The sequence below is a fragment of the Lysobacter oculi genome (assembly GCF_003293695.1).
GTDB classification, from domain to species: domain Bacteria; phylum Pseudomonadota; class Gammaproteobacteria; order Xanthomonadales; family Xanthomonadaceae; genus Solilutibacter; species Solilutibacter oculi.
This window is the reverse complement of the sequence record NZ_CP029556.1, coordinates 2,103,915-2,116,226: the sequence shown is the minus strand read 5'-3', so window position 1 is coordinate 2,116,226 and position 12,312 is coordinate 2,103,915. Positions and strand designations below refer to the sequence as shown.

The window sequence follows — 12,312 nt, the reverse complement described above, 5'->3', positions numbered from 1 at the left end:
CTAAATGGTTCCTGCCGGTTGCCGGCACTTCCATGACCCGGGCGCCCGGCGCCCCGACAACAACGAGCCAGCGCATGACGGAAACCACCGCCCGCTACGAGTATCAGGAAGACGACCGGGACGAAGGCTTGAACTGGGCCCGGATCGCGGGCATCTCGGCCGCCATCGCGGTGCATGTCGCCGCGCTGATGCTGCTGATGGCCCCGGTCTCGCCGCCGCCATCCGCTGACGAGCAGGCCGACCGCGTCGACGTGCAGTTCATTGAACCGCCGCCGCCGCCGCCGCCGCCGCCGCCGCCGCCGAAGGAACCGCCCAAGCAGATCAAGCTGGCGCCGACTCCGCCGCAGCCGCAGCCGAAGACGGTCACGCCGCCGCCGCCGGAACAGCCGCCGATCATCACCGACACCCCGCGTGCGGTGGACGTGCCGGCCCCGCCGCCGGCTCCGCCCGCACCGCCGACCCAGCCGCCGGCCCGTCCGAGCCCGCCGTCGGGTGACCTGAGCGCCAGCATGTGCACGCGCCCGAGTCCGGAATACCCGCGTGAAGCCATGCGTGCCGGCATCACGGGTACGGTGAAGGTGCTGGTGCAGTACGCCAACTCGGGTGCCATCACCGGCGCCTCGGTGGCCAAGGGCAGTGGCAACCGCGATCTCGATCGCGCCGCCACCACCGCGGTCAAGCGCGCCCGCCTGTGCCCGGGTTCGGGCGATGGCAGCGGCTACATCGACATCAATTTCACACTGTAATCGTTCCACCCCTGTTTGACCCGCTGGGTCTCTTTATCCACTCAATAAAGGTAAGCGTCATGCTGCAGCAGCCCACCACCACGCCCGCCGCCGGCGGCAACAATGCCGAAGCGCTCCAGCAGATGAGCTTCGGCCATCTGATCCAGAACTTCGACCTCGTCGGCTGGATCGTCTTCATCACCCTGGCCATCTTCTCGCTGCTTTCCGTGTACTGGATCGTCGTGAACCTGGTGAAGAACATGCGCCTGCGCGGCAGCGCCGACCGCGTGACCGGCACCTTCTGGCAAACCCCGAACGCGCAGGACGCGATCCGCTACATGGAAGAGCAGCCGAAGTCCGAGCCGTTCTCCAAGATCGCGCTCGATGCCGCCCAGGCCGCCGCCCACCACCAGCGTCACGAGGGTTCGCGCCTCGCCGAGTCGCTGAACCGCTCCGAGTTCGTCGACCGCGCCCTGCGCCAGGCCGTGACCCGCGAGAGCTCGGGCCTCGAGAACGGCCTGACCGTGCTCGCCACTGTCGGTGCCACCGCGCCGTTCGTCGGCCTGCTGGGTACCGTGTGGGGCATCTACCACGCGCTGATCCGCATCGGTTCGTCGGGCGACGCCTCCATCTCGGCCGTGGCCGGCCCGGTGGGTGAAGCGCTGATCATGACCGCGCTCGGCCTGTTCGTGGCGATCCCGGCGGTGCTGGCGTACAACTTCTTCAGCCGCCTGAACCGCGTCACCAACGCCAAGTTCGACACCTTCGCGCATGACCTGCACGACTTCTTCGCCACCGGTGCGCGCGTCGGCGAGGTGGGCCGCTGATCCAGCGGCTCCCCGGCTCACTCCACGCTAAGTTCGACCAAGGAAATCCTGCACCATGGCAATGAGTAGCGGAAACGACAGCGGCGGCGTCATGGCCGACATCAACGTCACGCCCCTCGTGGACGTGATGCTGGTGCTGTTGATCATCTTCATGATCACGACGCCGCTGATGAACAACAAGACCAAGGTCGAGCTGCCGCGCGCCGAGTTGCGTCCGGAAATCAAGCAGGCTGACGAGAAGCGGAACAAGGGCGCCACGCCGATCACGATCTCGGTCACCGAGGCCGGCGATCTGTTCTGGAATGACGAACCCGTCACCCGCGAGATGATCGAAAGCCGCCTGTCCAGCGCGGCCCAGAAGCAACCGCAGCCGCCGCTCAACCTGCGCGGCGACCGCACCACCAAACTGCGCACCATCAACGAGATCACCAAGATCGCCCAGCAGCAGGGCATGTTGGATATCGGTTACGTGGCCACGCGCGAAAAGAAGAAGTAAGGAGAACCGCGATGGCATTTACTTCAGGTGGTGGCAAGGGGCCGATGGCGGACATCAACGTCACGCCGCTGGTCGACGTGATGCTGGTGCTGCTGATCATCTTCATGGTGACCATGCCGATCCAGTCGTACCCGATCAAGATCGACCTGCCGCAGGCGACGCCGCCGGACATCGAGAAGCCGAAGGATCCGCCGGAGCCGATCAAGCTGCGCATCGACGCCTCGGGCCAGGTGTTCTGGAACGATTCGCCGACGCCGATCAGCGCGCTGGAAAACATGATGACGTCGGAAGTCCAGAAGGACCCGACCAATCAGCCTCAGCTGCAGATCCAGACCAACGACGACGCCGAATACGAAGTGCTCGCGCGGGTCCTGGCCGCAGCCAAGAACGCAGAAATGCAGAAAATCGGGTTCGTGCAACCCGAGTAAGCCATTCGCGGGCGTGCACGCCACGCCCGCTTCGACATGAGTGGATCGACGCCGCCCCTAACGGGCGGCGTTTTTTATGATCGCGAGGTAGGCGCGGACGGTGGGCTGCAGCCCGGCGTAGAGCGCTTCGCCGATGAGGGCGTGGCCGATCGAGACTTCCTCGACCGCCGGGATGGCGCGCAGGAAATCGCCGAGGTTGGCCTGCGACAGGTCGTGGCCGGCATTGACGCCGAGCCCGACGGCACGCGCGCGGGCGGCGGCTTCGACACAGGTGGCCAGCGCCGACAGGTCGCCCTGGGCATGGGCCTCGGCATAGGGGCCGGTGTAGAGCTCGACGCGGTCGGCGCCACATTCGGCGGCACGGGCCAGCGCCGGGTGGCCGGCATCGGCGAACAGGCTGACCCGGCAGTCGAGCGCTTTCAGCTGCGCGACCAGCGGCTTGAGGGCTTCGAGTTCCGCATCGCCGAAATCGAAGCCGTGGTCGGAGGTGACCTGGCCGTCGCCATCGGGGACCAGGGTGGCCTGGGCCGGGCGCACCGCCTCGCACAGGGCGAGGAAGCCCGGGTAGCCGGGGCGGGGCGGGGCGAAGGGGTTGCCTTCCAGATTGAACTCGACCTCGTACTCGCCGCAGAGCGCGGCCAGCGCGTGGACGTCATCGGCGCGGATATGGCGGGCGTCGGGGCGTGGATGCACGGTGATGCCGTCGGCGCCGGCATCCAGACAGGCGCGGGCGGCACGGACGACATCGGGTTCGTGGCCGCCGCGCGAGTTGCGCAGGACGGCGATCTTGTTGACGTTGACGCTGAGGCGCGCGCTCACAGCGCGCGGTCGCCCGGCGAGATGACCCGCGGCGGATCGTCGGGCAGGGCGAACACGGCACGGCCGGTGAGTGGGCGTTGCGGCACCGGGGCGGGTTCCGTCTCCGGCTCGACGGGCTGCGGGATGTGCAGCGTGGGCGTGACCGGGTGGATGGGGTGGGCGGCCTCGGCTTCGGCGGCGAGGCGCGCGACTTCCGCGGCTTCGCGGTTGGCGACGGTCTGTGCGCGCAGGCGGGCGAGTTCGGCCGGGTCGAGCGGGGTGAGCTCGATCGCCGCGCGGGCCGGGAACAGCTGCCGGTAACGCAACCACAGCCAGCCGCCCAGACTGGCCAGCATCACCAGTAACCACAGGGCCATGAGCCCGGCTGAGGGCGTGCGCAGGCCCAGGAACAGGGCGAGCGCGGCAACGGGCAACAGCAACCAGTACATGGCGATGTCCTCGGGGGCGGCGAGGCAGAGTGTAGCGGCACGGCCGGCAACGGGAGGCGCCGCCCGGCCCGCCGCCACGACCGCTGGTGCGGACTCAGAGCAGCGGCGACATCAGCCGGGCGACGGCTTCGGGCAGGCGCGCGGTCCAGAGCGGCCGGCGTTCCTCGCCGCCGGGCTCGCGCACGCGCGGGGCGTGGGCGAATTCGCCTTCGACCAGTTTCTCCAGCTCGGCGGCGACGCCGGAGTCGTGGATCAGCGCCTGCACTTCGAAATTCAGGCGGAAGCTGCGGTGGTCGAAGTTGGCGCTGCCGATCATCGCCAGGTCGTCATCGACCAGCAGGGTCTTGCTGTGCAGCATGCGCGGCCCGTACTCGTAGATCTTGACCCCGGCGCGCAGCAGCGCGTCGTAATAGGACCGCGCGGCATAGGTGACCAGCTTGCTGTCGCTCATCTTCGGCACCATCAGGCGCACGTCGATGCCGCCCATCGCGGCGGTGGTCAGCGCCATCATCGCCGCCTCGCCCGGTACGAAATAGGGCGTGGTCATCCACACCCGCCGGCTGGCGGCGTGGATCGCCGAGACATGCGCGCGGTGGATCGCCTCCCACTGCGAGTCCGGCCCCGAGGTGATGATCTGCACCGGGATGTGGCCCGGCACCACCGGCGGCATGCCCTGGACCACGCCGGAAATCAGCCCGCGGTCGTCGGTGGCGTAGATCCAGTCCTCGACGAAGACCTGCTGCAGCTCGCGCACCACGTTGCCTTCGATGCGCAGGTGGAGGTCGCGGTAGGCGTCATCCCGCAGCCGTTCGTCCTGGGCGTCGGTGATGTTGATGCCGCCCGGTGTAGGCGATGCGGCCATCGATCAGCACGATTTTGCGATGGGTGCGCAGGTTGAGCCAGGGCCGCTTCCAGAATTTCCAGAAACGCCCGAAGCGCATCGGGTGGAACCAGGCGAGTTCGCCGCCGGCATCGATCAGCGGCTGGAAGAATCTCCGCGACGACTTCTTCGAGCCCACCGCATCCAGCAGCAGGCGCACCTTGGCGCCACGACGCGCGGCGGCGACCAGCGCATCGCGCATCGCCGCGCCGTTCTCGTCCGGATCGTAGATGTAGTACTCGGCGTGGACCTCGCGCTCGGCGGCGGCGATGTCGGCCAGCAGGCGCGGGTATTTGTGGCCGCCATCGACCAGCAGTTCGATGCGTCGCGCAGAGGCCGGCGGGAAGCCCGTCGTCGCCTGCACCATGCGCTGCAGTTCCGCGTACTCGGGGTTGTCGCTTTCGTCGTCGATCGCGGCCAGTTTCACGTGGCGGCGGGCGCGGCGCAGGCGGTGGCGTTCGATCTTCTGCGGGCCCAGCAGGTAATAGATGAGGAAGCCGACGTAGGGCAGGAAGGCCAGGCTCATCAGCCAGCTGAGCGTGGCGGCCGGCTCGCGCTTCTGCAGGATGATCCAGCCGCCCAGCCAGGCCAGGTAGGCCAGCCAGCCCAGCGTCAGCCAGGTCTTGATGTGGGGGATCGCCCAGAGCGCGTCCCAGGCGGTGTTCAGCGCGTTCAGAAGATCTTGCAGCATCGCGGGCTCCGTATCGCACTTCCTGCGATCTCGCCCCGCTAGGCTAACCGGATGGCGCTACCGCACAAAATCAGGATGCCGAAGGCGGAGGCGATCAAGGGCCGCGGCGCGGCCTCGCAGGTGAGCGGGCGCTTCGAGAAAACCGTCAGCGCCGGCGAGGACGACGGCTGGGGCTCGCTCTACGCCAGCGACGACACCGACCCCGCGGCCGCGCCGCGCACCGAAGTGCGCATCGAGCGCGCCCGCAGCATCATCAGCCGCAACGATTCGCCGGATGTCGGCTTCTCGCAGTCGATCAACCCGTATCGGGGGTGTGAGCATGGATGCGTGTATTGCTTCGCGCGGCCCTCGCACGCCTACCTGGACCTGTCGCCGGGGCTCGACTTCGAGACCAGGATTTCGGCCAAGACCAATGCGGCGGAACGGCTGCGGGTGGAACTGGCGAAGCCGGGCTACGTGCCGCATCCGATCGCGCTGGGCATCAATACCGATGGCTGGCAGCCGGTCGAGCGCGAACACCGGATCAGCCGCGACTGTCTTGAGGTGCTGCTGGAAACGCGGCACCCGGTGTCGATCGTCACCAAGTCGTCGCTGATCACCCGCGACATCGACCTGCTCACCAAGCTGGCCCGGCTCGACCTGGTCCACGTGATGGTGTCGGTCACCACGCTCGACAACCGGCTGTCATCGAAACTGGAACCGCGCGCCGCCGCGCCGCACACGCGGCTGCGCAACATCGAAGCCTTGCGGGAAGCCGGCGTGCCGGTCGGCGTGCTGCTGGCACCGGTCATCCCGATGATCACCGACCACGAGATCGAACACATCCTGGAAGCGGTGCACCACGCGGCCGGCGCGCAGTCGGTCGGTGGGCCATGTGCTGCTGCGGCTGCCGCACGAGCTCAAGGAGATCTGGCGCGAGTGGCTGGCGCTGCACTATCCCGACCGCGCCGCGCACGTGATGAGCCTCATCCAGCAGATGCGCGGCGGCCGGGATTACGACAGCGGCTACGGCACCCGGATGCGCGGCGAAGGCCCGTTCGCCCAGCTGATCAGCCAGCGCGTCCGCAAGGCGCGTGCGCGGCTGGGCTTTCCGGGCATGCCGGCGCTGGACATGTCGAAGTTCGTGGCCCCGCGCACACCGACGCCGCAGGGCGAACTGTTCTGAAGCCGCCGCTCAGCCGCTGAAGTGCGGCAGCAAGGGGCCGCCCATCCACAGCCAGCGCGCCATCCACGCGCTGACGAAGGCGACCACCACCGTCAGCGGCAGGCCGATCTTGAGGAAGTCGCCGAAGGTATAGCGGCCGGGCCCGAGGATCAGCAGGTTGCCGTGGTGGCCGATGGGCGTGAGGAAGGCGACCACCGCGCCCAGCGCCGTGCACACCACGAAGGGCGTGATCGGCAGATGCAGCGCCTGCGCCAGCGAGATGGCGATGGGCCCGAGCAGGGCGGTGGTGGCGGCATCCGACATCACCTGGGTGAGGAAGGCGGCCACGGTGAACATGACCAGCAGGATGGCCAGCGGCGGCCAGTGCTCGACCACGTGCAGCAGGCCCTTGGCCATCAGGTCGGCGGTGCCGGTCTGTTCCATGGCGATGCCGAGCGGGATCACGCCGGCGATCATCACGAAGATGCGCACGTCGATCTCGCGGTAGGCGCGGTCGATGTCCACGCAGCGCGTCACCACCATCGCCACCGCACCGAGCAGGAATGCCAGCGGCGCCGGCAGCCATTCGGTGGCGGCGGCCACCACCGTCGCGGCGAGGATGGCCAGCGCCAGCGGCGCGCGGATGCGGCGGCGGGTCTCGCCGGCGAACGGCACCAGCATCAGGAAGCCGTGGTGCTGGGCCAGCTCGGAGAAGCGCGAGGCCTTGCCCCACAGCACCAGCAGGTCGCCTTCGCGCAGGCGGGCATCGGACAGGCGCGGGGCGATGGCGCCGTCGCGCCGCCACAGCCCGGCGATGACCGCGCCGAACTGGCGGGAGAAATCCAGCTCCTGGATCGAGCGGCCGATGAATTCCGAACCGGGCGCCACCACCGCCTGCACGAACTGCGATTCGCCTTCGCCGGTGGTGCGGTCGCCGTGGCGGTTGAGCGCGTAGAGGTCCAGGCCGGGATCGTCGTGCAGCGACTTGAGCTCGTCGGCCGGCGCTTCGATCAGCAGGATGTCGCCGGAGAGCATCGGGCTGTCGGGGGTCAGGTCGTCGCGGCGCACGCCTTCGCGCAGCCAGCCCAGCACGGTCACGCCGAACGCCTTCTGCAGCTCGGCCAGCGTGCGCGTCTGCCAGCGCGAATCCTTCATCACCAGCAGCTCGGTGCGGTAGCGGTCCAGCCGCAGGTAGTCGTCGTCGCTGCCTTCGCCGCTGCGCTTGGGGATGAGCCAGCGCGCCAGCAGCATGTACAGCACGCCGACCAGTACCAGCGCGATGCCGATCGGGGTGATGGAGAAGATGCCCAGGCCCTTGCCGCCGTCGGCGCGGGAAATCATGTCGTCGGCCAGCAGGAAGGCCGGCGCGCTGACCAGGGTGAGCGTCGTGCCGAGCGAGGCGGCCAGCGACATCGGCATCAACAGGCGCGACGCCGGCAGCTTCCGCTCGCGTGCATGGCGCAGCAGGATCGGCAGCATCATCGCCGTCACCATGACGTGGTGGGTGAAGGCCGACAGTGCCGCCACCGCCGGCATCGTCACCGCGATGGTGCGCGCCTCGCCACGCCCGGCCGCGCGGCCGATCCACTGGCCGAGCTTCTCGGTGATGCCGGTCGCGGCCAGCGCGCCGGAGATCACGAAGATCGCCGCGACGATGATCGCCGGCTCGCTGGCAAAGCCCGACAGCGCTTCCTTGGGCTTGAGCACGCCGGTCAGCACCAGCGCCAGCAGGATCAGCATGGCGGTGACATCGACCCGCAGTTTCTCGCTGACGAAGAGATAGAGCCCACCGGCGAGGATGAGCAGGAAAAGAATCTGCGGGGTGTCCATGGCCCGATTCTGCCAGTGCCGCTCTTCACGCGGTCTAGACCTCATCGCCGGCGGATGGCGTTAGCCTGCCGAATGGCAAGACGTACAGAGAGATGAACACCATTTCGCAGGAGGCGACGGTGCAGGGGTTGGCGGGACGATGAGTGCGTTGATCAATCAAGACGGCGACGAGGCCCTGGCGGCCTTGGAGCGCCGCAACCGGGACCTCGAAGCCGAGCTGATGCGGCTGAGGGCCCAGCAGGACGTGTTCGCGTCCGGCATCTCACATGACCTGCGCGCGCCGCTGCGGGCGATCGACGGTTTCGCGGTGCAGCTGCAGAAGCGGCTGGACGCCGGCGAACTCGATGCCGGCGAGCAGGTGACCAAAATCCGGGGCGCGGTGGCGCGGATGGCCGGGCTGCTGGATTCGCTGATCCTGTATTCGCGGGTGGCGCGCGCCGAGCTCAAGTGGCAGGACGTGGACCTGGGCTATCTGGCCGACTGGGCGCTGATGGACCTGGGGACCGCCCACCCCGAGGCGGTGATCGAAGCCGAAGTGCAGCCCGGGCTCTCCGCGCGGGGCGATGAACGCCTGCTGCGGCATCTGCTGGATGCGCTGTTCGACAACTGCCGGCGCTTTGCCGGGCCGGGCGCCGGGGTCAACCTGCGGGTGGACGGCGAGCGCGACGCCGAGGGGTTTCATCTGCGTATCACTGACCGCGGCATCGGCATGGACCTGCGCGATCCGGCGCAGCCGTTCGCGCCGTTCCAGCGTCTGCATGGCGCGGTGCAGGGCGCGGGCGACGGCATGGGGCTGGCGATCGTGGATGCCATCGTGCAGCGCCACAGCGGCCGGGTAAGTCTGGATTCGCGGCCCGGCGAGGGCTGCACGGTGCGGGTATTCCTGCACGATGCAGCGCCAGCGGGCGTTTCAGACCTGTAACCATTTCCGCCGGACATTTTCAGCCGCGGTTGGGCTTCGTGGAAGGCCGGTGAGTGCTGCGTGTTCAGCCGCCGTGGCATGGACGGGAAGCGTCTTCGACACCGCCATCTGCGCCACGCAGCGTTGCAGGACTGTAACGGATACGCTGGAGGGCACCGCGGGCCGACATCGTCCATCCACATAAAACCAAAATAAAACAAAGGCTTGCGAGGTTGGCACGATCCTCGCGTACCTCCCCGTGCCCGCCTTGGATGGCGGTGGACGCGAGGGATAGGAGATGGCCACAAGGACGAACCACGGGATGCGTACCAGCCAGCTGGCCTGCGTCCTGGGGATGGCGGTCTGGGGACAGACGGCCATGGCGGCGGAAGACGCGGCGGGGAAGGACCCTGGCCTCGTCATCCTGCGCACGGTGCACCCACGGACGGCTTATCGGCAGATTCCCAAGGAAGACATGCCGGTGCACACGGAAGCCACCACCTTCCCGCTGCGGACTTTTGGCGCGCACATGGATGTGCTGGCGGGGGCCGAGCTGGTCGACGGGCCAGGCGCTGGATGAGCGCGGCTCGGCCGGCGTGGGGCTGAAGGTCCAGGCCGCCCACAGGCACCTTCGGAACGATGCTGGTGCCGCAGGGCGGTTCGGCGTCGGCGGCGGGCGCGACGCCCGTGGGCATGGGCGCGAGCATCGGCGGCGCGGTGGGCGGTGCCACGGCAGGCATCGGCGGCACCGTGCAGAACGCGATGTCGGGCCTGATGGGTGCCATCAACACCGTCACGGGCGGCGGAGGCGGGCCATGAAGCGCTTCGGCCTTGCGCTGCTGCTGTGGCTGGCACTGCCGGTGCAGGCGCAGGAAGTCGCGCGCATCGAAGGCCAGGCCGGACAGATGGCCAGTGGCCGCATGGCGCTGAACCAGGCGGCGGGCGCGGGCAACGCGCAGGCCAACCAGATGGCGCTGGCGTGGTCGGAATCCGGCATCAGCCAGGCCGATGCGCAGGCCGTGCAGACGGTGACGCCGGGCGATCGCCTGCGTTCGGCGCAGGCCGGCATCGATGGCGGCGCGTTCCACGGCTACCAGGGCGTGCTGTCGATCAACCAGGTCGCGGGCAGTGGCAATGCCCAGGCCAATCTTTTCGTCGTTGACCAGGGCGCCATGCCGGCGCTGGCGGTGGACGACATGGCGCTGGCCCAGGCGGTCGGCGCATCACCGTCTGAGGGGGCTGGGACGCCGCCCACGGCTGCGCGGGAGGCCCGCATCGACGCGGGCGCGTTCTCGGGCAGCACGGGCGTCATCCAGGTCAATCAGGGCGCGGGAGTCGGCAATGCCGCCACCAACGCCATCGTGCTGCACCTGCCCCTGCAGGGCGGTACTCCATAAAAAGCGGCATTCAACGTCACAAGGAGAAGGACTATGAAACTGCACACCACCCTGCTGGCTCTCGCGATCGGCGCCGTCATCAGCGTTCCCGCATTCGCATCGGGCGATGACGCCCGCATCAGCAGCAGCACCCGCGTCAGCAATGACATCAGCGTGTCCGGCAAGGTCAAGGTCAAGGGCACCATCCAGGTCCGGAGCGAATCCGCCGCGACCGTGGACCAGGAGCAGGTCACCGCCGGCAACTATTCCGCCGGTGACGGCGACCACGATGCGCACATGGGTGAAAACGCCCTGGCCGGCGCGCAGGGCAACATCGGCGTGAACGTCGCGGCCGGCGTGGGCAACACCCAGGCCAACAATGCCGCGCTGTCGGCGGTCGATGGCAAGAAGGTGTTCGCTTCGGCCATGACCTTCAACAGCCAGGGCACGCTCATGAACGTCGCCGAAGGCGCCTATGAGAACGACGGCTTCCACCGCGCCACGCTGGACGGCGATGCGCTGGCCGGGGCCTCGGGCAACATCGGCGTGAACGTGGGCGCGGGCGTCGGCAATGCGCAGAGCAATGGCATGGCCGCCTCGGTCAACAGCTCCGGCACGATCGCCAAGGCCGCTTCTGACAGCGAGCAGGGCACCCTGATGAACGCGCTGCTGGCCGGGTGCGACCTCGACACCTTCGCGACCCTGGGCGGCAACGCGCTGGCCGGTGCGCAGGGCAACATCGGCGCCAACGTGGCGGCCGGCGTGGGCAATGCGCAGCACAACGGCCTGGCGATCGCCTCGGCCTCGTGCGGCACCTGCAAGTAAGCCGCGACGCGGCTTCCGGCCGGTTTGCGCCGGCCGGAAGTCCGCCTCCCACAAGGAGTGAACGATCATGAAGATCCAGATCCTCAAGGCAGGCCTGGTGCTCGGGGCGCTGATCGCGCTGCCGGCGTTCGCATCGGGCGATGACGCGCGCATCAGCAGCAGCACCCGCGTCAGCAACGACATCGCCGTATCCGGCAAGGTCAAGGTCAAGGGCACCATCCAGGTCCGGAGCGAATCCGCCGCGACCGTGGACCAGGACCAGGCCGCGCTGGGCAACTATTCCGCCGGCGATGGCGACCACACTGCGCACATGGGCGAAAACGCCCTGGCCGGCGCCTCGGGCAACATCGGCGCCAACGTCGCGGCCGGCGTGGGCAACGTGCAGGCCAACAACGGCGCGCTGTCGGCGGTGGATGGCAAGAAGGTGTTCGCCTCGGCGATGACCTTCAACAGCCAGCAGACCGAAGGCAACCTGGCCGAGCATGGCCGCGACCGCGACGGCTTCCACGCCGCCACGCTCGACGGCGACGCGCTGGCCGGTGCCACCGGCAACATCGGCGTGAACGTGGCCGCGGGTGTCGGCAATGCGCAGAGCAATGCGATGGCCGCTTCGGTCAACAGCTCCGGCACGATCGCCAAGGCGGCGTCCGACAGCGAGCAGACCAGCCTGTCCAACGAGCTGCTGGCCGGTCGCGACCTCGACACCTTCGCGGTGCTCGGTGGCAATGCGCTGGCCGGCGCGCAGGGCAACATCGGCGTGAACGTGGCCGCGGGCGTGGGCAATGCCCAGCACAACGGCCTGGCGATCGCGTCGGCGTCCTGTGGTGCCTGCGCACCGCCGCCTCCGCCGCCCCCGCCGCCGACCGGTGGCTGTGGCCCCGGCGACCGCTGCGGTGGTGGTTGAGTGATGTCCCCGCTGCGGCCGCCGACCCCTGCGGCCGC

At 68.8% G+C, this 12,312-nt stretch carries 13 protein-coding genes and 2 pseudogenes; 11 read left to right on the top strand and 4 right to left on the bottom strand.

Annotation, left to right across the window (positions count from 1 at the left end; all coding sequences use genetic code 11):
* The first annotated feature begins 74 nt into the window (after positions 1–74).
* From DCD74_RS13100 to DCD74_RS10195, 4 genes are read left to right on the top strand one after another with little or no spacing between them, the layout of a single operon-like run.
* Entirely contained in the window at positions 75–746 is a 672-nt protein-coding gene (locus DCD74_RS13100; protein ID WP_112927212.1) for an energy transducer TonB, read from the top strand.
* A gap of 59 nt (positions 747–805) precedes the next feature.
* Positions 806–1,552, top strand: coding sequence for a MotA/TolQ/ExbB proton channel family protein (locus DCD74_RS10205; protein WP_112927211.1), 747 nt, complete (start codon positions 806–808; stop codon positions 1,550–1,552).
* A 55-nt stretch (positions 1,553–1,607) separates the two neighbouring features.
* Positions 1,608–2,048 (top strand): ExbD/TolR family protein, encoded by a 441-nt coding sequence (locus DCD74_RS10200; protein WP_112927210.1) that lies wholly within the window; start codon positions 1,608–1,610, stop codon positions 2,046–2,048.
* 11 nt (positions 2,049–2,059) lie between these two features.
* The gene (locus DCD74_RS10195; RefSeq protein ID WP_112927209.1) at positions 2,060–2,476 is read left to right on the top strand and encodes an ExbD/TolR family protein; all 417 of its coding nucleotides are present in this window, start codon (positions 2,060–2,062) and stop codon (positions 2,474–2,476) included.
* Positions 2,477–2,533: 57 nt separating this feature from the next.
* Here DCD74_RS10195 and DCD74_RS10190 read toward each other — a convergent pair whose 3' ends face one another.
* From DCD74_RS10190 to cls, 3 genes and pseudogenes are all read right to left on the bottom strand, one after another.
* Positions 2,534–3,295, bottom strand: coding sequence for a pyridoxine 5'-phosphate synthase (locus DCD74_RS10190; protein WP_112927208.1), 762 nt, complete (start codon positions 3,293–3,295; stop codon positions 2,534–2,536).
* Positions 3,292–3,723 (bottom strand): hypothetical protein, encoded by a 432-nt coding sequence (locus DCD74_RS10185; protein ID WP_112927207.1) that lies wholly within the window; start codon positions 3,721–3,723, stop codon positions 3,292–3,294. Before DCD74_RS10185 ends, DCD74_RS10190 begins: the two co-directional genes overlap by 4 nt.
* Positions 3,724–3,817: 94 nt before the next feature.
* Positions 3,818–5,294 (bottom strand): annotated as a pseudogene (cls, locus tag DCD74_RS10180) (cardiolipin synthase).
* Positions 5,295–5,345: 51 nt separating this feature from the next.
* On the opposite strand from cls, the pseudogene DCD74_RS10175 reads away from it, so the two are divergent.
* Positions 5,346–6,459 (top strand): annotated as a pseudogene (locus tag DCD74_RS10175) (PA0069 family radical SAM protein).
* Positions 6,460–6,468: 9 nt separating this feature from the next.
* Here DCD74_RS10175 and DCD74_RS10170 read toward each other — a convergent pair.
* Positions 6,469–8,268 carry an SLC13 family permease gene (locus DCD74_RS10170; protein ID WP_112927206.1) on the bottom strand — a complete coding sequence of 600 codons (1,800 nt, stop codon included), beginning with the start codon at positions 8,266–8,268 and terminating at the stop codon, positions 6,469–6,471.
* Positions 8,269–8,407: 139 nt separating this feature from the next.
* On the opposite strand from DCD74_RS10170, the gene DCD74_RS10165 reads away from it, so the two are divergent.
* The 6 genes from DCD74_RS10165 (at position 8,408) to DCD74_RS10140 (ending at position 12,274) form a co-directional block, all read left to right on the top strand.
* Entirely contained in the window at positions 8,408–9,190 is a 783-nt protein-coding gene (locus DCD74_RS10165) for a sensor histidine kinase (protein ID WP_112927205.1), read from the top strand.
* A 301-nt stretch (positions 9,191–9,491) separates the two neighbouring features.
* The gene (locus tag DCD74_RS10160) at positions 9,492–9,749 is read left to right on the top strand and encodes a hypothetical protein (protein WP_162615981.1); all 258 of its coding nucleotides are present in this window, start codon (positions 9,492–9,494) and stop codon (positions 9,747–9,749) included.
* Between the two features lie 59 nt (positions 9,750–9,808).
* Positions 9,809–9,988 carry a hypothetical protein gene (locus DCD74_RS10155; protein ID WP_112927203.1) on the top strand — a complete coding sequence of 60 codons (180 nt, stop codon included), beginning with the start codon at positions 9,809–9,811 and terminating at the stop codon, positions 9,986–9,988.
* Positions 9,985–10,566: a hypothetical protein gene (locus DCD74_RS10150; protein ID WP_112927202.1), complete on the top strand. Its 582-nt coding sequence runs from the start codon at positions 9,985–9,987 to the stop codon at positions 10,564–10,566. Before DCD74_RS10155 ends, DCD74_RS10150 begins: the two co-directional genes overlap by 4 nt.
* Positions 10,567–10,599: 33 nt before the next feature.
* Positions 10,600–11,370 (top strand): hypothetical protein, encoded by a 771-nt coding sequence (locus DCD74_RS10145; RefSeq protein WP_217424252.1) that lies wholly within the window; start codon positions 10,600–10,602, stop codon positions 11,368–11,370.
* 67 nt (positions 11,371–11,437) lie between these two features.
* Positions 11,438–12,274 carry a hypothetical protein gene (locus DCD74_RS10140; RefSeq protein ID WP_174887971.1) on the top strand — a complete coding sequence of 279 codons (837 nt, stop codon included), beginning with the start codon at positions 11,438–11,440 and terminating at the stop codon, positions 12,272–12,274.
* The last annotated feature ends 38 nt before the right edge of the window (positions 12,275–12,312 follow it).